The sequence below is a fragment of the Blastococcus saxobsidens genome (genome assembly GCF_010682065.1).
In the GTDB taxonomy this organism is placed as follows: Bacteria; Actinomycetota; Actinomycetes; order Mycobacteriales; family Geodermatophilaceae; genus Blastococcus; species Blastococcus saxobsidens_B.
Genome location: NZ_JAAGWG010000007.1, coordinates 151245 through 168699 on the forward strand (window position 1 = coordinate 151245; position 17455 = coordinate 168699).

At 74.8% G+C, this 17455-nt stretch carries 21 protein-coding genes; 8 read left to right on the top strand and 13 right to left on the bottom strand.

All coding sequences use genetic code 11. The features are described from left to right. Nucleotides 1-13 precede the first annotated feature (13 nt). The 5 genes from GCU60_RS19810 to moeZ all read right to left on the bottom strand — a co-directional run bounded on the left by GCU60_RS19810 (nucleotide 14) and on the right by moeZ (nucleotide 3384). A complete protein-coding gene (locus GCU60_RS19810; protein WP_166486591.1) occupies nucleotides 14-175 on the bottom strand; it encodes a hypothetical protein in 162 nt (53 codons plus the stop codon). 36 nt (nucleotides 176-211) lie between these two features. Then, complete coding sequence (locus GCU60_RS06055) at nucleotides 212-976, bottom strand: transglycosylase domain-containing protein (protein ID WP_163203209.1); 765 nt, start codon at nucleotides 974-976, stop codon at nucleotides 212-214. A 127-nt stretch (nucleotides 977-1103) separates the two neighbouring features. Then, on the bottom strand, nucleotides 1104-1415 hold the full coding sequence (locus GCU60_RS06060; RefSeq protein ID WP_163203211.1) for an MGMT family protein: 312 nt from the start codon (nucleotides 1413-1415) through the stop codon (nucleotides 1104-1106). 89 nt (nucleotides 1416-1504) lie between these two features. Beyond that, nucleotides 1505-2086: a TIGR03086 family metal-binding protein gene (locus tag GCU60_RS06065; RefSeq protein ID WP_163203212.1), complete on the bottom strand. Its 582-nt coding sequence runs from the start codon at nucleotides 2084-2086 to the stop codon at nucleotides 1505-1507. 137 nt (nucleotides 2087-2223) lie between these two features. Beyond that, entirely contained in the window at nucleotides 2224-3384 is a 1161-nt protein-coding gene (gene moeZ, locus GCU60_RS06070; RefSeq protein WP_163203214.1) for an adenylyltransferase/sulfurtransferase MoeZ, read from the bottom strand. A gap of 189 nt (nucleotides 3385-3573) precedes the next feature. Between moeZ and GCU60_RS06075 the strand changes: the two genes are divergently transcribed. After that, complete coding sequence (locus GCU60_RS06075; RefSeq protein WP_239520531.1) at nucleotides 3574-4467, top strand: MerR family transcriptional regulator; 894 nt, start codon at nucleotides 3574-3576, stop codon at nucleotides 4465-4467. A 73-nt stretch (nucleotides 4468-4540) separates the two neighbouring features. On the opposite strand, the gene GCU60_RS21510 is transcribed toward GCU60_RS06075, so the two are convergent. Both GCU60_RS21510 and GCU60_RS06085 read right to left on the bottom strand, forming a co-directional pair. After that, nucleotides 4541-5383 (bottom strand): DUF3152 domain-containing protein, encoded by an 843-nt coding sequence (locus GCU60_RS21510; protein ID WP_163203218.1) that lies wholly within the window; start codon nucleotides 5381-5383, stop codon nucleotides 4541-4543. Between the two features lie 115 nt (nucleotides 5384-5498). Beyond that, nucleotides 5499-6545, bottom strand: a complete 1047-nt coding sequence (locus tag GCU60_RS06085; protein ID WP_163203220.1) for an alpha/beta fold hydrolase — start codon at nucleotides 6543-6545, stop codon at nucleotides 5499-5501. A 70-nt stretch (nucleotides 6546-6615) separates the two neighbouring features. On the opposite strand from GCU60_RS06085, the gene GCU60_RS06090 reads away from it, so the two are divergent. Then, nucleotides 6616-7260 (top strand): TetR/AcrR family transcriptional regulator, encoded by a 645-nt coding sequence (locus tag GCU60_RS06090; protein ID WP_163203222.1) that lies wholly within the window; start codon nucleotides 6616-6618, stop codon nucleotides 7258-7260. A 98-nt stretch (nucleotides 7261-7358) separates the two neighbouring features. Further along, nucleotides 7359-7607: a DUF3107 family protein gene (locus tag GCU60_RS06095; protein WP_163203224.1), complete on the top strand. Its 249-nt coding sequence runs from the start codon at nucleotides 7359-7361 to the stop codon at nucleotides 7605-7607. Between the two features lie 86 nt (nucleotides 7608-7693). Here the strand turns inward: GCU60_RS06095 and GCU60_RS06100 are convergent, their stop codons facing one another. After that, a complete protein-coding gene (locus GCU60_RS06100; protein ID WP_163203226.1) occupies nucleotides 7694-8344 on the bottom strand; it encodes a ferritin-like fold-containing protein in 651 nt (216 codons plus the stop codon). 193 nt (nucleotides 8345-8537) lie between these two features. Here GCU60_RS06100 and GCU60_RS06105 point away from each other — a divergent pair, with 193 nt between their 5' ends. From GCU60_RS06105 to GCU60_RS06120, 4 genes are all read left to right on the top strand, one after another. Further along, nucleotides 8538-10391: a DEAD/DEAH box helicase gene (locus tag GCU60_RS06105; protein ID WP_239520488.1), complete on the top strand. Its 1854-nt coding sequence runs from the start codon at nucleotides 8538-8540 to the stop codon at nucleotides 10389-10391. A 14-nt stretch (nucleotides 10392-10405) separates the two neighbouring features. Further along, nucleotides 10406-11536 (top strand): PQQ-binding-like beta-propeller repeat protein, encoded by a 1131-nt coding sequence (locus GCU60_RS06110; RefSeq protein WP_163203229.1) that lies wholly within the window; start codon nucleotides 10406-10408, stop codon nucleotides 11534-11536. A gap of 213 nt (nucleotides 11537-11749) precedes the next feature. Further along, nucleotides 11750-12670 (top strand): alpha/beta fold hydrolase, encoded by a 921-nt coding sequence (locus tag GCU60_RS06115; RefSeq protein ID WP_163203230.1) that lies wholly within the window; start codon nucleotides 11750-11752, stop codon nucleotides 12668-12670. After that, on the top strand, nucleotides 12667-13542 hold the full coding sequence (locus GCU60_RS06120; RefSeq protein WP_163203231.1) for an oxygenase MpaB family protein: 876 nt from the start codon (nucleotides 12667-12669) through the stop codon (nucleotides 13540-13542). Before GCU60_RS06115 ends, GCU60_RS06120 begins: the two co-directional genes overlap by 4 nt. A gap of 10 nt (nucleotides 13543-13552) precedes the next feature. On the opposite strand, the gene GCU60_RS06125 is transcribed toward GCU60_RS06120, so the two are convergent. From GCU60_RS06125 to GCU60_RS06140, 5 genes are all read right to left on the bottom strand, one after another. Then, nucleotides 13553-14416, bottom strand: coding sequence for a RecB family exonuclease (locus GCU60_RS06125; protein WP_239520489.1), 864 nt, complete (start codon nucleotides 14414-14416; stop codon nucleotides 13553-13555). A gap of 38 nt (nucleotides 14417-14454) precedes the next feature. Continuing rightward, nucleotides 14455-15312: a PHP domain-containing protein gene (locus GCU60_RS06130; protein WP_163203232.1), complete on the bottom strand. Its 858-nt coding sequence runs from the start codon at nucleotides 15310-15312 to the stop codon at nucleotides 14455-14457. A 49-nt stretch (nucleotides 15313-15361) separates the two neighbouring features. Beyond that, complete coding sequence (locus GCU60_RS06135) at nucleotides 15362-16000, bottom strand: PH domain-containing protein (protein ID WP_163203233.1); 639 nt, start codon at nucleotides 15998-16000, stop codon at nucleotides 15362-15364. 4 nt (nucleotides 16001-16004) lie between these two features. Beyond that, nucleotides 16005-16163 (bottom strand): hypothetical protein, encoded by a 159-nt coding sequence (locus GCU60_RS19815; protein ID WP_165400460.1) that lies wholly within the window; start codon nucleotides 16161-16163, stop codon nucleotides 16005-16007. Nucleotides 16164-16325: 162 nt separating this feature from the next. Continuing rightward, complete coding sequence (locus GCU60_RS06140) at nucleotides 16326-16949, bottom strand: DUF6758 family protein (protein WP_163203234.1); 624 nt, start codon at nucleotides 16947-16949, stop codon at nucleotides 16326-16328. A 72-nt stretch (nucleotides 16950-17021) separates the two neighbouring features. Here GCU60_RS06140 and GCU60_RS06145 point away from each other — a divergent pair, with 72 nt between their 5' ends. Then, nucleotides 17022-17450, top strand: a complete 429-nt coding sequence (locus GCU60_RS06145) for an NUDIX domain-containing protein (protein ID WP_163203235.1) — start codon at nucleotides 17022-17024, stop codon at nucleotides 17448-17450. The last annotated feature ends 5 nt before the right edge of the window (nucleotides 17451-17455 follow it).

A 17455-nucleotide genomic window follows, 5' to 3' on the forward strand; every position in this document is an offset into this window, starting at 1 on the left:
CGCGACGAGAGGGTCAGGCCAGCGAGTCCAGCAGCGCCTGCTCCAGCATCAGATCGGCCGCGGTGGTGAGCCAGCCCGCGACCAGGAGGAGCGGAAAGGCCCGCTCCTCGTCCAGGGATGCGGTTCCGGCGACCAGCCCGGCCTGGGCGACCGCCCGGCATGCCATCGTGTTCATGACTCCTGAGTCGGCAGGTCGGCGGCGGAACTGGAGTCATCCGCCGCCGAGCCCCCACGGCTGCTCCGCGACGGCGTCCGCCTCCGCCCGGTCGAGGGCCCCCACGGCCACCAGCCGGTCGAGCACGTGCCCCTGCCGCGCGGCGGCACGATCGGGGTGCTCGAACGGGTCGTAGGCGCTCGGCGCCTGCACCAGCCCGACGAGCATCGTGGCCTGCGCCCAGTCCAGCTCGTCCGGCTCGAGCCCGAAGTAGCCCTGGGCGGCGGTGCGCACCCCGTGGAACCCGTGCCCGAAGTACACGGCGTCGAGGTACATCCGCAGGATCTCCTCGTCGCTCCAGGTGGCGTGCAGCTTCACCGCCAGGGCCACCGCCCGGACCTTGGCCGGCACATCGGTGGCGCCGTCCTCGTAGACGACCCGTGCCAGCTGCTGGTGGATGGTGGAGCCGCCCTGGTCGGTCCCGGTGACCAGCCCGAGCGGTGCGCGCAGGACGCCCCGCCAGTCGATGCCCGGGTGCGAGCCGAAGTGGCTGTCCTCGGTGGCCAGCAGCGCGGCGCGGATGCGCGGCGGCACGTCGCCGGCCAACGGCTCACCGCCGAGGCCGGCCAACCGCTCGGCCACCCGCTCGTCGGCGTCGGCCACGCCCGGTGTGCTGCTCCACGTCGCCGCGACGGCGACCAGCAGGAGCAGGAGCAGCCCGGCCGCGGCCCGGACGGCACGACGCCGCAGGCGGCGGCCCCGGGAGGCGCCGGGACGGAACGACGGCGGGGCGGGTTGGACGGACGGCGGGGCAGGTGCCACGGGGGTGCTCCTCGTTCGGGGCCAGGCTCACCCCCACTCCACCGTGCCGCCCTCTCCCCGGGCATCGCCCTCGCGGATGATCTCGCTGGTCGGATCGGTCATCCCAGGGGACGACGGCCCACCGCGCTCAGCCGGGCCAGCCGACCGCCGCGAGGACGACCTTGCCGTTGCGCACGGGCACGCCCTCGGCCGCGAGCAGCTCCATCTGCCGCACGCGCACCGGCTCGGCCATCGAGCCGTCGGCGCGCACCACCCGGTACCAGGGCACCGCTCCCCCGCCCTGCGACAGCGCCCGCGCCACCCGCCGCGGGCCGACGCCGACCAGCCGGCCGATGGCCCCGTAGGTGCTCACCCGGCCCGGCGGGATCTCCTCGACGGCGTCGAACACCGCCTCGTCCACGTCGAGCGCGGGGTGGCCCGCGGAAGGAGGGTCGGCCACCCGCTGATCATGGCAAGCGTCGCCCCTCGGGCGGCCGTCCGGGCACGGGACGTCCGTTCCGGGGACGACGCCCCGGACACGGCGGGGTCTCAGACCGCCTTGCGGCCGAACCGGGCGAGCAGCCGGGTCTGCGGGTCGGCGGCCGCGGAGACGTCCAGCGGCCGGTCGAAGACGCCGGGGATGCCGTCCTCCGGAAGCCGCTCGGCGTAGACGAGCGCCGCCGTCACCAGTTCGCCGTCCAGCTCGGTGTCCCCACCGGTGGCGTGGGCGAGGTCCCACGCGTGCACGGTCAGGTCCGTCGTCATCTCGAAGATGTACTCGGAGCTGGGCGTCGGCCCCCGGGAAAGGTGCACGGTGCGGATCAGGCCCTCGTCCTCGGCGAAGGCCGACAGCGCGCCGTCCGCGGCCGACTCCCAGCCCAGCAGCGGGTCGTTGCCCAGCAGATCGCTGGTGTCGTCGGGGAACCGCCCCTCGGCGTACGGCTCACCGGCCATCAGCGGGGGCACCCACAGCTGCTCGCTGACCAGGTGCGCGACGAGGTCGGAGACCGTCCAGCCGGGCAGCGCCTGGTCCTCCCAGCGGTCCGGCTCGACCGCGTCGACCCGGTCGGTGAACTGGTTCTGGGCACGCTGGAAGAGCTCCAGGAGCTCGACGGGCGAGAAGTCGGACATGGGAGAAGTGAACATGCCGAGGGCCCGGCCCGCCTCTCGATCAGAGAAGCGGACCGGGCCCCGGTGAGGTGCTGGAACGGCCCCCTCGCAGGGTCCCGGCCCGAGCGGAGCGAGGGTCGGGGGGCGAGGGGGTCCTCTTAGTAGGTCGGCAGTGCCTTGTCGATGCGCGTGGCCCACGCGGTCACGCCGCCCTGGACGTGCACGGCGTCCTTGAAGCCGGCGTTCTTCACCGCGGCCAGCGCCTCGGCGGAGCGGACGCCGGTCTTGCAGTGCAGGACGATCGGCTTGTCCTGCGGCAGCTGCGCCAGCGCCCGACCGGAGAGGATCTCGTCCTTGGGGATCAGCTTCGCGCCCGGGATCGAGACGATCTCGTACTCGTTGGGCTCGCGGACGTCGATCAGCTCGAAGTCCTTGCCCGCGTCCATCATGTCCTTGAGCTCGTCGACGGTGATCGTCGAGCCGGCGGCGGCCTCCTGGGCCTCCTCGGACACGACGCCGCAGAACGCCTCGTAGTCGATGAGGCCGGTGATCGGCTCACCCTCGGGGTCCTTGCGCACCTTGATCTCGCGGAACGTCATCTCGAGGGCGTCGTAGACCATCAGCCGGCCGAGCAGCGTCTCGCCGATGCCGGTGATCAGCTTGACCGCCTCGGTGGCCTGGATCGCGCCCACCGTGGCGCACAGGACACCGAGCACGCCACCCTCGGCGCAGCTGGGCACCATGCCGGGCGGCGGCGGGACCGGGTAGAGGTCGCGGTAGTTCGGCCCGTGCTCGTTCCAGAAGACCGAGACCTGACCGTCGAAGCGGTAGATCGAGCCCCAGACGTAGGGCTTGTCCAGCAGCACGCACGCGTCGTTGACGAGGTAGCGCGTGGCGAAGTTGTCGGTGCCGTCGACGATGAGGTCGTACTCGCCGAAGATGTCCAGCACGTTCTCGCTGTCCAGCCGCGTCTCGTGCAGCCGGACGTCGATGAGCGGGTTGATCTCCTTGATGGAGTCGCGCGCGCTCTCGGCCTTGGACCGGCCGACGTCGGACTGCCCGTGGATGATCTGGCGCTGCAGGTTGGACTCGTCGACGGTGTCGAACTCGACGATGCCGAGGGTGCCGACACCGGCCGCGGCCAGGTACATCAGCACGGGCGACCCGAGGCCACCGGCACCGACGGCGAGCACCTTGGCGTTCTTCAGGCGCTTCTGCCCGTCCATGCCGACGTCGGGGATGATCAGGTGGCGGCTGTACCGGCGGACCTCGTCGATCGACAGGTCGGCGGCCGGCTCCACCAGCGGGGGCAGGGACACGCTTGCTCCTTCACGTCGCGGACAGCGGCCCGGAGGCCGGCGTTCGAGTGGAGAACAGCGTGACAGGCGCGGGTAATCCCGCCGCTGACCGGTCCGCCGATCCGCTCTCGACCTTGCCCCGACGGGAAGGCCCACGCTTCGACCACCGGCGCACCGCGCGCCGGGACGAGGGAGGCAGGCGTGGACCGGATGCCCATCGGGCAGTTCGCCCGCGCAGCCGGCCTGACCGCCGAGGCGCTCCGTCTGTGCGACGAGACCGGGCTGCTCCGGCCGGCGGAGGTGGACGCCCGCAGCGGCTACCGCTACTACCGCGACGACCAGCTCGACCGGGCCAGGCTGGTCGCCCGGCTCCGTCTCGTGGGCATGCCGCTGGACCGCATCCGTTTCCTCGCCGGCCTACCGGCCGGTGCGCGTGCCGCCGAGCTGCTGTCGTGGTGGCGGCAGGTCGAGGCCGACACGGCGTCGCGGCGCCAGGTGGTCGGGGCCCTCGTCACGGACCTGCGGAGCGAGAGGCACGACATGACGATCGAGCAGACCTTCCGCCCAGTGGCCGCCGCCCGGGCCGGCACGGGCAGCCGGGAACGCCAGCTGGACGCCGTCCTGACCGGACGGCACCTGCACACCGTGGCCGACGGCTTCGGCAACGACGCGGGGACGGCGCGGCTGGCACTCGACGCGTTGGCGGGCCTGGACACCGCGTCCGGGACGGTCGACCCCGTGCGGCTCCTCGACGGTGCCGTCCTCGAGGCGGCGTCCGTCGTCGCGCGGCTCCCGGTCGAGGAGGGACGGCTGACCGAGGACGAGGCCCGCGCCGACGCGCGCCGTGCCGACCTCAACCGTGCCCTGGTCGCGGGCCGGACGACGGCGCCGGACCTGTCACTGCACGCCGTCCGCCCCGGTGACCGGTTCGTGCTCACCACCGACGGGGTGCACGCGGTGCTGCCCGAGGACGAGCTCGCCCGGCTCCTCCTCGACGAATCCGATCCCGACCCGGTCGTGGCGGCGGTCCAGGACGCGATCGAGGCCGCCGGCGCCCCGGACAACTACGCCGTAGTCGTCGTGGACCTGCCCGCCGACGGCTGATCGTCGGCCCGCGTTCGCCGCGGGCCCGGCGGACCGCGCCGAGGCCGGTCGACAGCACCGCCGGCCGGGACCGTCACGGGAAGGGCCAGGCGTTCTTCACGCAGCCGTCCAGCCGGAGCGTCTGCTGCTGCATGACCGGCGCCAGCTGTCCCGATCCCGGGCAGGGCTTGTGCCCGTTGCCCAGGGCGTGCCCCACCTCGTGGTTGATGACGTAGGGCCGGTAGGTGGCGAGATCGCCCTCGTAGTGCGGGACCGCGGTGGCCCACCGGGCGAGGTTGATCACCGCGCGCTCCCCGTACCGGCAGGAGGTGTAGCCACCGGTGCCCACACCCGGGCAGTAGGTCTCCATGCTGCCGGGGCTGACCAGGCTCACACGGAAGTCGTACTGCTGGGCGCCCGCCTCGGCGGCACCGACCCGCTGGAAGGACATCCGTCCGCCGTTGCCCCACGAGCGGGGGTCGGCCAGGGTCTGGGTGACGGCCTCGGCGAACGCCGCCCCGTCGACGCCGATCCCGTCCTCGACCTCGACGACGAACCGCTTCGTCGGTCCGGTGCCGTAGACCTCCGAGGTGCCGTCGACGATCGACAGCGTGCCGGCGCCCGTCTCGACGTAGTCGGTGGCGACGGCCGGGGAGACGGGCTCGGTGGGGCCGGCGTCGCCCTCCGCGGGCGCGGTCGGGGTGGCGGCCGCGGACGTCGTCGCCGGGGCCGTCGCAGGAGCCGTCGTGGCCGCCGTGATCGCCGCCGCGTCGGTCGATGCCGACCCCGCCTCGGGCCGGTGGAGGGCCAGGTCGACCAGGACCGCCACGGTGGCGACGGTCAGGATCGGGATGGCGTAGGCCCGCCAGCCGTACCGCCGGACGAACCGCCGGAACCGGCTGCGCTTCCGCTCGGGGGGCCGGCCTCGGGGCCGCACCCGGGGCTCCGGGTCGGCAGCGAGCGGACCCGGGCGCCCCGAAGGACGGCCGTCGGTCAGACGTCCTCCCACCGGCCGAACTCCCTGCCCTCGATCCCTCGCCGCGCTGAGGACCTCAGCGTCTCACGCTCTGTCGTGCGTCGGCCACAGTCGGCGCATCCGGCGCGCTCGTCGCGGCGGGTCGGTCCTCGACCAGCCCGAGCACCGCGCGGGCGGTCGGCTCGGCGGCCTCCAGCATCGCCACGTGGCCGACGCCCTGGAGCACGAGGAGCCGGGCGTCCGGGACGGCGGCGGCCACGCGCGGCGCGAGGGCGGGGTCCACGAGCCGATCGCGGCTGCCCCACAGGACCAGGGTGGGCATCCGCAGGCTGCGCGCCGCCCGCCAGGCGTTGGCGCGCCCGACGCGCAGGTAGGACGTGATGAGGCCGCGCATGCTCCGGGCCAGTGCCCGGTCCGCCCACGGCTGCTCGGCGCGTTCCCGCATCTCCTGCGCGGCCTGCTCGATCCGCGCGCGCGGCACGTTCGACGGGTCGCCGAAGCACATCTGCACCATGGCGCGGACGTTGTCCTCGGGGCGCACACCGGCCAGCCGGCGCTCCGCGAGCGTCGGCACGCCCGGCAGCAGGAGCAGCAGCAGCGCCCGGCTGAAGGCGGGCGGGACCCGGTAGACCGGCATCGCCGGCGACACCAGCGACAACGTCGCCACCAGGTCCGGCCGCCGGGCGGCGACGAGCAGGCTGACCAGCCCGCCCAGCGAGTTGCCCACCAGGTGCACCGGCCGGCCGGCGGCCGCACCGGGAAGGGAGGACACGTGCTCCAGGACGTCGATCACCGTGCGCACGTGCCCGCGCACCGAGTACCGGCTCCGCGGCGGGGGCGTCGAGCGGCCGAAGCCGGGCAGGTCCACCGCCCACCCCTCGAGGCGGACGGCGAGCAGCGCGGCCAGATCGGTCCAGTTGGTCGAGGCGCCGCCCAGCCCGTGCACGTAGACGGCGCGCTCGCGAGCGGCGTCCGGCCCGTCCCCGCCGTCCACCGGGCCGGTCCAGGGCGTGACCCGGACGACGACCGAGCCGCCGCGCACCGGCAGCTCCCGTTCCGGCCACGGGGGCAGCACCCCGTCCAGCGGGGGCAGTGCTGCGGTGGAGAGACGGGCGTCGGACATCACCCGCGACGGTAGCGCTGCGCGGCGCAGCCCGTGCGCCGGCGGAACCCCTCGGTAACATCCCCCTGCCATGCAGCCCACACGCCCCGCCGCCGCGAGCCGGCGCACCTCTCGCCTGCCCCGGGGGGCCCGACGGCTGCAGCTGCTCCGGGCAGCGCAGGACGTCTTCGTCGCCCAGGGCTTCCACGCCGCCGCGATGGACGACATCGCCGACCGCGCCGGGGTCAGCAAGCCGGTCCTCTACCAGCACTTCCCGGGCAAGCGGGAGCTCTACCTCGCCCTGCTCGAGGAGCACGTCTCCGAGCTCGCCGACCGGGTCGGCCGGGCCATGGGCGGTACGGCCGACAACCGCGCGCGCGTCGACGCCGCCGTCGGGGCCTACTTCGACTTCATCGACGCCGACGGCGAGGCGTTCCGGCTGGTCTTCGAGTCCGACCTGCGCAACGACGCCGACGTCCGCGCCATCGTCGACCGGGGCACCCGCGTGTCGGTGGAGGCGATCGCCGGGATCATCGCCGCGGACACCGGTGCCGACCCCGAGCGCGCCCTGCTGCTGGCCTCGGGCCTGGCCGGGCTGGCCGAGAGCAGCGCCCGCTGGTGGCTGCCGCGCAAGGGCACGGTCTCCCGCGACGAAGCGGTGTCGCTCATGTCGGCCCTGGCCTGGCGCGGCATCTCCGGCTTCCCGCGGGTCGACGGCGACCAGCCGTCCTCCTGAGCCGCGTTCGCTGACGGCGCACCCGCTCGACCGGTCCCCGCCCCGAAGGCTGGACTAGCGTGGGCAGCAGTCGCGCGAACCGAGGAGGCATCGCCTACGTGGAAGTCAAGATCGGCGTCCAGCACTCGCCCAAGGAGCTGGTCATCGACAGCCCCAAGTCCCCTGACGAGATCGCGGCCGAGGTGGCCAAGGCCATGTCGGGCTCGACCAAGGACGGCCTGCTCACCCTGGTCGACGAGCGGGGCCGTCGGGTCCTCGTCCCGATCGACCGGATCGCCTACGTGGAGATCGCGCAGGCCGACCAGCGCCGCGTGGGCTTCATCGCCGGTGCCGGCACCGGTAACTGACACCGCACCACCGACGTAGTGGAGAAGGCCCCGGTGCAGGGGCCCGCGCTGAGCTTGCGAGGCGTGGGGAGCACCGGGGTCCTTTTTCAGGGGTTGAGCCCCAGCGCCTTCATCCGATCGGTGTGCGAGCTGGTGATCCGTTCGATCAGCCGGCCGATCCCCGACATGTCACCGGTCCCGGAGATGATCAGCTCGGCCAGGCCGTCGTGCTCGGCGATGACCGCCTGGGAACGGGTCATGGCCTCGCCCACCAGCCGTCGGCCCCACAGCGCCAGCCGGCCGGCCACCTTGCGGTCCGCGGCGATCGCGGCGCGCACCTCGCGCACGGCGAAGTCGGCATAGCCGGTGTCGGCCAGCACGTCCAGCACCAGGCCGCGATCGGGCTCGGGCAGGAACCCGGCGATCTCCCGGTAGAAGTCGGTGGCCAGCCCGTCCCCGACGTAGGCCTTCACCAGCCCCTCGAGCCAGGTGCTCGGCCGGGTGCTCTCGTGGAAGGTGTCCAGCGCGGAGACGAACGGCGCCATCGCGGCGGCCGGGTCGACGCCCAGCTCGGTGAGCCGGGCGGTCAGCCGCACGTGGTGGGCGATCTCGGCGGCCGCCATGCGGGCCAGTGCGGCCCGGCCGGTGAGCGTCGGCGCCATCCGGGCGTCCTCGGCCAGCCGGTCGAAGGCGGTGAGCTCGGCGTACGCGAGCGCCCCCAGCAGGTCGGCGACCGCCGTGTTCTCGACCGGGGGCACGGCATCTCCTGGGGCTCGGCGACGGCGGTGCCGCGTGCCCCCGAGGAGTGATCGACGGAACACCGGGGAGCGCGGCGCGGAGAGGCTAACCGGTGCCCGCGCTAGCATGGGAATCGGCGAGCCTTCGGGCGCGCTCGTACATCTGTGCGCTGACGACCGCTGGACGACGCCCCTGGGGCTGTCTCCCGGGCTGTTGCGAGGCCCGGTTCTGCTGGCCGCGTCGGCGCTGGAAACCGACCCGCGACACCACACCGGGACGGGCGCGAGGCGGCGACACCGCTGCCGCAGCCGGTCCCCCAGCAGACCAGAGGCGATTGCACTGACCTCCACCGAGCAGACCCCCACCACCCCCGCCCCCGTCGAGCTGGAGCGCGCCGAGACCGGCGCGCCCGCCCCCGAGGAGCTCGAGCAGACCGTCGAGGAGCTCGGCGGCGCCCCGGTCGCCCCCGACAGCCCGCTGTTCAGCGACTTCGACGTGCACCCCGACATCGTCGCCGCGCTGGCCGAGGCCGGGATCCACCGCACCTTCGCCATCCAGGAGCTGACCCTCCCGCTGGCCCTGGCCGGCAACGACCTCATCGGGCAGGCCCGCACCGGCACCGGCAAGACCCTGGGCTTCGGCGTGCCGATGCTGCAGCGGGTCACCCCGCCGGCCGAGGGCGGCGACGGTGTCCCGCAGGCGCTGGTCGTCGTCCCCACCCGTGAGCTGTGCGTGCAGGTGGCGCGCGACCTCGGCGCCGCCGGCACCAAGCGCGGCATCCGCGTGCAGGCCATCTACGGCGGGCGCGCGTTCGAGCCGCAGATCGAGTCGCTGCGCACCGGTGTCGAGGTCGTCGTCGGCACGCCGGGCCGGCTGCTGGACCTCGCCCAGCGCGGCGACCTGATCCTCGGCAAGGTCAAGGCGCTCGTCCTCGACGAGGCCGACGAGATGCTCGACCTGGGCTTCCTGCCCGACATCGAGCGGATCCTGGCGATGGTCCCGGAGAAGCGGCAGACGATGCTCTTCTCGGCCACCATGCCCGGCCCGATCGTCACGCTGTCGCGGACCTTCATGACCCAGCCGACCCACATCCGGGCCCACGGCAACGACGAGGGCTCGACGGTCCCGCAGACCACGCAGTTCATCTACCGGGCGCACAACCTGGACAAGCCCGAACTCCTCTCCCGCGTGCTCCAGTCCCGCGACCGCGGGCTGGTCATGGTCTTCTGCCGCACCAAGCGCACCGCGCAGAAGGTCGCCGACGAGCTGGTCGACCGCGGGTTCGCCGCGGCGGCCGTGCACGGCGACCTCGGTCAGGGCGCCCGCGAGCAGGCGCTGCGGGCCTTCCGCAGCGGCAAGGTCGACGTGCTGGTGGCCACCGACGTCGCCGCCCGCGGCATCGACGTCACCGGCGTCAGCCACGTCGTGAACTACCAGTGCCCCGAGGACGAGAAGACCTACGTGCACCGCATCGGCCGCACCGGCCGCGCGGGCTCGACCGGTGTCGCGGTCACGCTCGTCGACTGGGACGACATCCCCCGCTGGCAGCTGATCAACAAGGCGCTGGACCTCGGCTTCGACGACCCGCCGGAGACCTACTCCACCTCGCCGTGGGTGTACTCCGACCTCGACGTGCCCGAGGGCGCCAAGGGCCGGCTGCCGCGCTCGCAGCGCACCCGCGAGGGCCTCGAGGGCGAGGTGCTCGAAGACCTCGGCGAGACCGGCAAGCGCAACCGCCCGGCCCCGGCCGGGCGCGGCGGCGACTCCCGAGGCTCGGACTCCCGCGGCTCGGACTCCCGTGGCTCGGACTCCCGCGGACCCGGCGGCCGGAGCGGCGACGACGACAAGCCCGCCGGTCGCAGCCGGCCCCGCCGGCGCACCCGCAGCGGGAGCGGCGCGGAGGGCACCGACGCCCCCGCCGAGTCCGCGGGCCCGGTGGCCGAGGGCGCCGAGGCCTCGACGGAGGGCGCGAAGCCGCGTCGCCGTCGCCGTCGCCGGGGCGGCGCCGGCCGCAGCGGCTCCGGTGAGGGCGCGGGCGGCGACTCGGGCGCCGAGTCCACCTCCTGACCCCGGCGGCCACCGTGTCCCGTCCTCCGCTGCGGGTGTGGGTCTGGACGGCGGCCGCCCTCGCGCTGGCCGTCGTCGCCACCCTCCTCTGGCGGGGGTCCGACGCGGCCGCCACGCACAGCAGCACCGCGCGACCGGCCGACGTCCCCTCGGGGGCGCCGGCCGGCGCCGTCTCGGCCGCCTGGTCGGCCGAGGGCGAGCCGCTGCCCACCGACGTGGTGGAGGGCGGCCGGGTGCTGGTCGGGTCCGCCCACGGCGTCCGGGCGCTGGACCCGGTCACCGGCGAGGAGGCCTGGCGCTACACGCGGGACAACGCCTGGCTGTGCGGGCTGACCGCCACCGACGGCGTCGCGGTGGCCGTGTTCCGCACCGAGGACCGCTGCGACGAGGCGGTCGCCCTGGACGCGGGCACGGGTGTGCGGTCCTGGACCCGCAACGTCAACTACACCGCCGACGCGACCATCTCCTCCACCGACCGGACCGTGCTGGCCACCAGCAGCGGCGGTCTGGTCACCCTGGACCCGACCGGCAGCGGCACCCGCTGGCGCTACGCGCCGCCGTCGGGGTGCCGGCTGCTCGACAGCGCCGTCGGGGACGCGGGCGTGGCGGTCCTGCAGCGGTGCACCGGCGGCGACGCGACCCAGCTGCGGCTGCTGGACGGCTCCACCGGGGACGAGCGGTGGACCCGCGACGTCGTGCTCGACGAGCGGGAGGAGGGACGCCTGCTCGGCGCGGACTCCCTCGTGGGCGTGCTGGCCGGCGACGAGGTCCGCCTGTTCGCGTCCGGGGACGGCACGCTGCTGACGACGCTGCCCGCCGGCCCCGACCGCGCCGTGCGGCAGAGCAGCACCTTCGCCGCGGTGCTGCTGCACGCCGACGGGACGCTCGTCGCCCTCCACCCGGAGTCGGCGGAGCGGCTGTGGGAGCACCCCGCCACGGGCCTGCCCGGGGAGCCGGCCGGGGCCGATGTGGCCGCGGCACCGCTGGCGGTCCCCGAGGACGGCGCGGTCGTCCTGCGGGACCCCGCCTCCGGGGAGGAGCTGGACCGGTTCACCGTCGAGGGGCTGCCGGACGGCGGGACCGCCACCGTGGTCGGCCCGGCGATCGTGCTGCGCCTGGACGACCGGGTGCTCGGCTTCCGCTGAGCTCCCAGCCAAGGGGCTGTCGCTTCGGGGAGACCTGGACGTGCGGCGCCCGCTCGAGACGCCGCCCCGGCGGGTCGAGCCGGTCCACCGGACGTGGAGCCGGGCCACGACGCGGCTCCACGTCCGGTGGACCGGCCTGACCTCTCGCGGAACCGGGAACGAACACCCGACCCCTCGCGGCACGGCTGCGGCGTTCGGGGTTCACTGGGGACCATGGTCCTGCCCGGCGGCTCCGATGCCCTCCCCGTGCCCCTCGCCATCGCCCCCGACGACCTGCGCCAGCTCGCCGAGCACGACGCCGCGCACCGCGACTTCCCCGGTGGCGCCGGGCCGCTGGCCGCGCTCGACACCGGCGGCGACGCCGCCGGCGGCACCGTGCTGATGGTGGCCGGCTACACCGGCAGCAAGGAGGACTTCGCTCCCCTGCTGCGGCCGCTCGCCGAGTCCGGGTTCCGCGTCGTCGCGCTCGACCAGCGGGGTCAGTACGAGTCGGCCGGCCCCGATGACCCGACCCAGTACACGGTGGAGATCCTCGCCGCCGACGTCGTGGCGGTCGCCCGGGTGCTCCGCGAGGAGTCCGGCGACCCGCTGCACCTGGTGGGGCACAGCTTCGGGGGCCTGGTCACCCGCGCCGCCGTGCTCGCCGAGCCGACGCTGTTCACGACGTTCACGCTGCTCGGCTCCGGCCCGTCCCAGCTGACCGGCCGCCGGGCCGACCTGCTCGACCACCTCGGCCCGCTGCTGGACGCCGGCGGAGTGGCCCTGGTGCACGAGACGCTGGAGCAGGTGTCGATGACCGATCCCAGGGCCCAGTCGGTGCCCGCGCCCACCCGCGAGTTCTACTCCCGCCGCTTCCTGCGCAACTCCGAGGCCGGGCTGCGGGGCATGGCCGAGGCGATGCTGGCCGAGCCCGACCGGGTCGCGGAGCTCAGGGCCACCGGTGTGCCGGTGCTGGTGGCGCACGGGGAGGCCGACGACGCCTGGCTGCCGCACGTGCAGGCCGACATGGCCCAGCGGCTGGGCGCGCGGCACGAGGTCATCAACAACTCGATCCACTCCCCCGCCGTGGAGAACCCACCCCGCACCCTCGAGGTGCTCTGCGACTTCTGGGCGAGCTCCCGGGTGCGGCCATGAGCCGCCTCGCGCCGCTGCCCTCGCCGGACGACTGGACGGCCGAGGAGGACCGGCGGGGCTTCTTCGGCCCGGGCAGCGTGACGTGGCGGATCCACAGCGATCCCGCGTACCACCTCGGTGGGATGCGGGCGCTCATGCTCCAGGCCCTCCACCCGGTGGCCATGGACGGCGTGGCACGCAACTCCGCCGGCTTCAAGGACGACTGGTGGATGCGGATCACCCGCACCGGCCAGTACATGGAGACGGCCGTCTTCGGCACGCGGACCGAGGCCCGCCGGATGGCCGCGCGCGTGCGGGGCTACCACCGGAAGCTGTCGGGGACCGAGGAGACGACCGGACGGCCGTACCGGGTGGACGACCCGGACCTGCTGCTGTGGGTGCACAACTGCGCGGTCGAGTCGATCCTGGTCACCGTGCGCCGGGCCGGCCTCGCGGTGTCCGACGAGGACGCCGACCGGTACGTGGACGAGCAGGTCGCCTTCGCGCACCTGGTGGGTGTGCCGCTGGAGACGGTGCCGCGGTCGGTGGCCGAACTCGATGCCTACTTCGCGGCGATCCGCCCGTCGCTGGCGGCCACCCCCGCAGCCGTGAAGGGGGTGCGGGACCTCTTCCTCCCGCCGATGCCCGGGTGGCTGCAGGTCCTGACACCGGCCCGGCCGGTGTGGGGCGGCCTGGCGGGGCTCTGTTTCGCGCTGCTGCCCGCCTGGGCCCGGCGGATGTACTCGCTGCCGGGGCTCGCGCTCACCGATGCCGCGGCGACCGCCGGGCTCCGGGCGTTCCGGGCCGGCTTCCTGGCCCTGCCGCGGCAGGTGTACCGCTCACCGATCGTGCGGGCCGGCTACGCCCGCACGGCGGAGGTCTCGGCCGCCTAGAGAAGGACCATCAGGTGGCCGTGTCGTCCTCGGGCAGGAAGCTCCACGGCTCGCGCGCCGGGGTCGCGGCCTGACCGGTCGGGCAGCTGGACCGGAAGTCGCACCAGCCGCACTGCACGCCGGGTACCGCGGGGAACGCCGCGTCGGCGTCCTCCCCGTCGGCGACGGCTTGCATCGCCGCACCGATGTCGATCGCGATGTCCTCGGCCCGGCGGGCGTGGTTGGCCAGCGACCGCTCGGTGTGCTCGAAGGCGGCCACCGTGCCGCTGGGCACGTGGTGCAGCTCCACCCGGCTGCACGGACGGCGCATCGTGCGGCGGACGGCGAGGACGTACAGCGCCAGCGCCTGCGATCCGCGTGCCTCGTCGTCCGTCGATGGCGAGCGGCCGGTCTTGTAGTCGACGACGACCAGCTCCTCGCCGCGCTCGTCGATGCGGTCCACCCGGCCCGACAGCGTCATGCGCTCGGTGGTGGTGCTGACCGTGCGCTCCCGGGAGCGGGGCTCCTCGGTCGGGTCGACGTCGGTCAGGTAGTCGGTCAGCCAGCCGGCCGCCCGGGCCTTCCAGCGGTCGGACTGCGCATCGTCCCGGAAGCCGGCCGGCGTCCACGCCGCGTACAGCAGCTGCCGCGCCGCGCCGGGTGTGCGGCGCTCGACCGGAAGGTCCCACCAGGAGGAGAGCACCTGGTGCAGCGCCGTCCCGACGGTGTGGTGGGCGAACCGCGGGCCGCGCGGCGGGACGGGCCGGTCGACGTTGGCGAACCGGTAGCGGCGGGGGCAGTCGGAGAAGTCGGCCAGCGACTTGGGCGAGGCGCGCAGCAGCCGGCGCGGCATGCCGGGCAGGACGCTCTGCCCGCCGTCGGTCGGGTTGCGCATGCCCGCCACGGTAGTGGCGGCCGGTGACGGTCCCGACGTCAGCCGCGCATCGGCGCGGTGCCCGTCCCGGCGGCCAACAGCCGCTCGAACTGCTCCGGGTCGGTGGTGCAGGCGCCGATCGGGGTCGTCTTGTTCGCCCCGTGGTAGTCGCTGGAGCCGGTGACGAGCAGGTCGAGGTCGGCCGCCAGCCCGCGCAGCTGGGCACGCTCGGCCTCGCTGTGGTCGGGGTGGTCGACCTCCACCCCGAGCAGGCCCGCCTCGGCCATGGCGGCCACCGCGTCGTCGCCGACGACCCGGCCGCGCTTGGTGGCCAGGCCGTGCGCGAACACCGGCACGCCCCCGGCGGCGCGCACCAGCGCTATGCCCTCGCGGACGTCGGTGTCGGCCTTGGCCACGTAGTAGGGGCTGCGGTGGTGCAGCAGCGACGTGAACGCCTCCCCCACCGACCCGACGACGCCGCCACGCACCAGGGCGCCGGCGATGTGCGGACGGCCGACCACCCCGCCGTCGGCATGCCCCACGAGCTCGGCCCAGGACACCGGGTACCCGTCGGCGGCGAGCGCCTCGACGATCCGCTCGGCGCGGGACAGCCGCTCGTCCCGCAGCCGGGCGCGCTCCGCGGCGAAGGCCGGGTGCAGCGGGTCGAACAGGTAGCCGAGCAGGTGCACGCTGATCGGTGGCTGGTCGGAGGGGAACCAGCGGCAGGAGAGCTCCATGCCCGGGACGACGGTCAGGCCCGCCGGGCGGGCGGCCTCCGCCGCCGCCCAGCCGCCGGTGGTGTCGTGGTCGGTGAGGGCGACGACGTCGAGGCCGGCGGCGCGCGCGGAGGCGAGCAGCTCGGCAGGGGTCTCGGTGCCGTCGGAGACCGAGGAGTGGGTGTGCAGGTCGATCCGCATCAGCGCCCAGCCTGCCGCACGGCCGCGCCGCCCACCCGGTGGACCGCGGTCAGGACGGCTGCTGCGGGGGCAGCCCGGCGATGGGCTCGGTGTCCCGGCGCACCGGCCCGCCGCCGCTCGCCTCGGTGGGCGGGTCGATGTTGCCCTCGTCGTCGCCGCTGGCCGCGGCCCCGCCCCAGTCGCTGGTGAACAGCAGCCCGCTGACCTGCCGGTAGAGCGCCCCGGCATGGGGCAGGAACGTGATCTCCGACAGCGCCTGCTGCTGCCCGGCCGACTCGAAGCGGAACGTGCCGTAGCCCAGCAGCTGCCCGAACAGCGTCTCCTTCCACGTCAGGTCGGTGATCCGGCGCAGCGGGAGCAGCGTCACGGTGCGGACGATGACCCCGGAGGTCAGCAGCACCCGCCGCTTGCTGACGATGAAGTGCCGCATCCACCACTCGCCGATGCGCAGGGCGTAGAGGCCTACGGCGTACAGGATCAGGAGCATCCCGACGGTGCTGGTGACCCGGTTCTCCGGGTCCAGCACCAGCAACCAGCCGCCGACGAGGAACACCGGGAGGAACCGGGCCGTCGGCCCGATGAGCACCGCCCAGTGACGGCGCGTGGCCACCACGGCCTCCTCGCCGTCGAGGAGGTACTTCCCGACGTCCTTGGCGGCGCGGGCCGGCAGCCCCTCGGGCGCGGCCACCGGGTCAGACCAGGCTGCCGACGAACTCCGACAGCGACGACGCCGCGGAGCCGAGCGCCTCGCCGGCGCTGCGCACCAGCTCGGCCGACTTCTCCGGCTGCTGGATCACGTAGAACAGGATGAAGGCGACGACCACCCAGGTGAGGACCTTCTTGAGGTTCACCGCCACCTCCGTGGTGTGAGGGCAAGGGCAGGGCAGGCCTGCTCGGACAGCCCGCCGGAGGTGCGGCGGACGCGTTCGTCCCATGAGTAACACAGGCCCCAGGGGTGGTCCGTCCGACGCGCCGATCATGAAGGAGCCCGTCGCGTTCTGCGAGCCGGCCGGTCACCTCCCCGGCAGCAGGTGCTCCCCCGGCGGACCCAGCGGCAGGTCGGGGTAGATGCGGTCGCGCAGATCCAGCAGCTCCAGCTGCTCGGCCAGCAGCCAGGCGGCGTTCATGGGCCAGGTGACCACCCACAGCCACACGCCGTAGGCCTCGCCGACGAAGGCCGCCCGGTCGTCGCTGGTGGGCACCGCCCACAGCGGCGCCCGCTGGCCGGCGGCCTTGATGTCGACGCTGCTGGGACCGGTGATGACGTCGCCCGGGTCCAGCCCCGGCAGCCCGGCGTACCCGCAGCCGACCCCGGTCCCCGGCTCCTCGGCGGCGAGGACCAGTTCGGCCGAGCCGCCGAGAGGGGCCGGTCCGGCACAGTCGACGACGATGGCCCGGGCGCCCGGCTCGCCACCCCACGCCAGCCCGGTGACCGCCCAGCCCGACGGCATCGGGTCGGGCACCCAGGCCGGCACGCGGGCGTCGGCGGTGACGGCGGCGATCGCGTCGTGCGCGACCAGCGCGGTGTGGTGCAGCGGCGTCACGGCGCCGTGCACGTGGCACCAGGCCTCGGCGTCGGACCCGTGCCGGACGGCCAGCGGCTCGCCGCAGCGGGGGCAGACCGGCGACGCGCTCATCGGCGACAACCGTCGCCGGAACCCCTCGTTTCGTCAAGCGCAGGAGGTGCGCACGATGCGTAACCTGCGCACGTGACGGCCGGCGCGCGGGACGACGCCCGGCCCGTCGTGCCCTGCGTCGGCGCGATCGTGCACGACGGCGCCGGCCGGCTGCTGCTGATCCGCCGCGGGCAGGAGCCCGGCCGCGGGCTGTGGTCGGTGCCGGGCGGCCGGGTGGAGCCCGGCGAGACGGCCGCCGGGGCGGTGGAGCGCGAGGTGCTGGAGGAGACCGGCCTGCGGGTCCGCGCCGGGCGCACGGTGGGACGGATCCGGATCGAGGCGGCGACGGTCGTCTACGACGTCGTCGACCTCGCCTGCGAGCTCCTCGAGCCCGACGCCGTCCCGGTGGCCGGCGACGACGCCACCGACGTGGTGTTCGCCGACGCCGCGACCCTGTCCGGGCTGGCCTGCACGGCGCGACTGGTGGAGACGCTGGCGGGCTGGGGCGTGCTGCCGGACTGACCGGC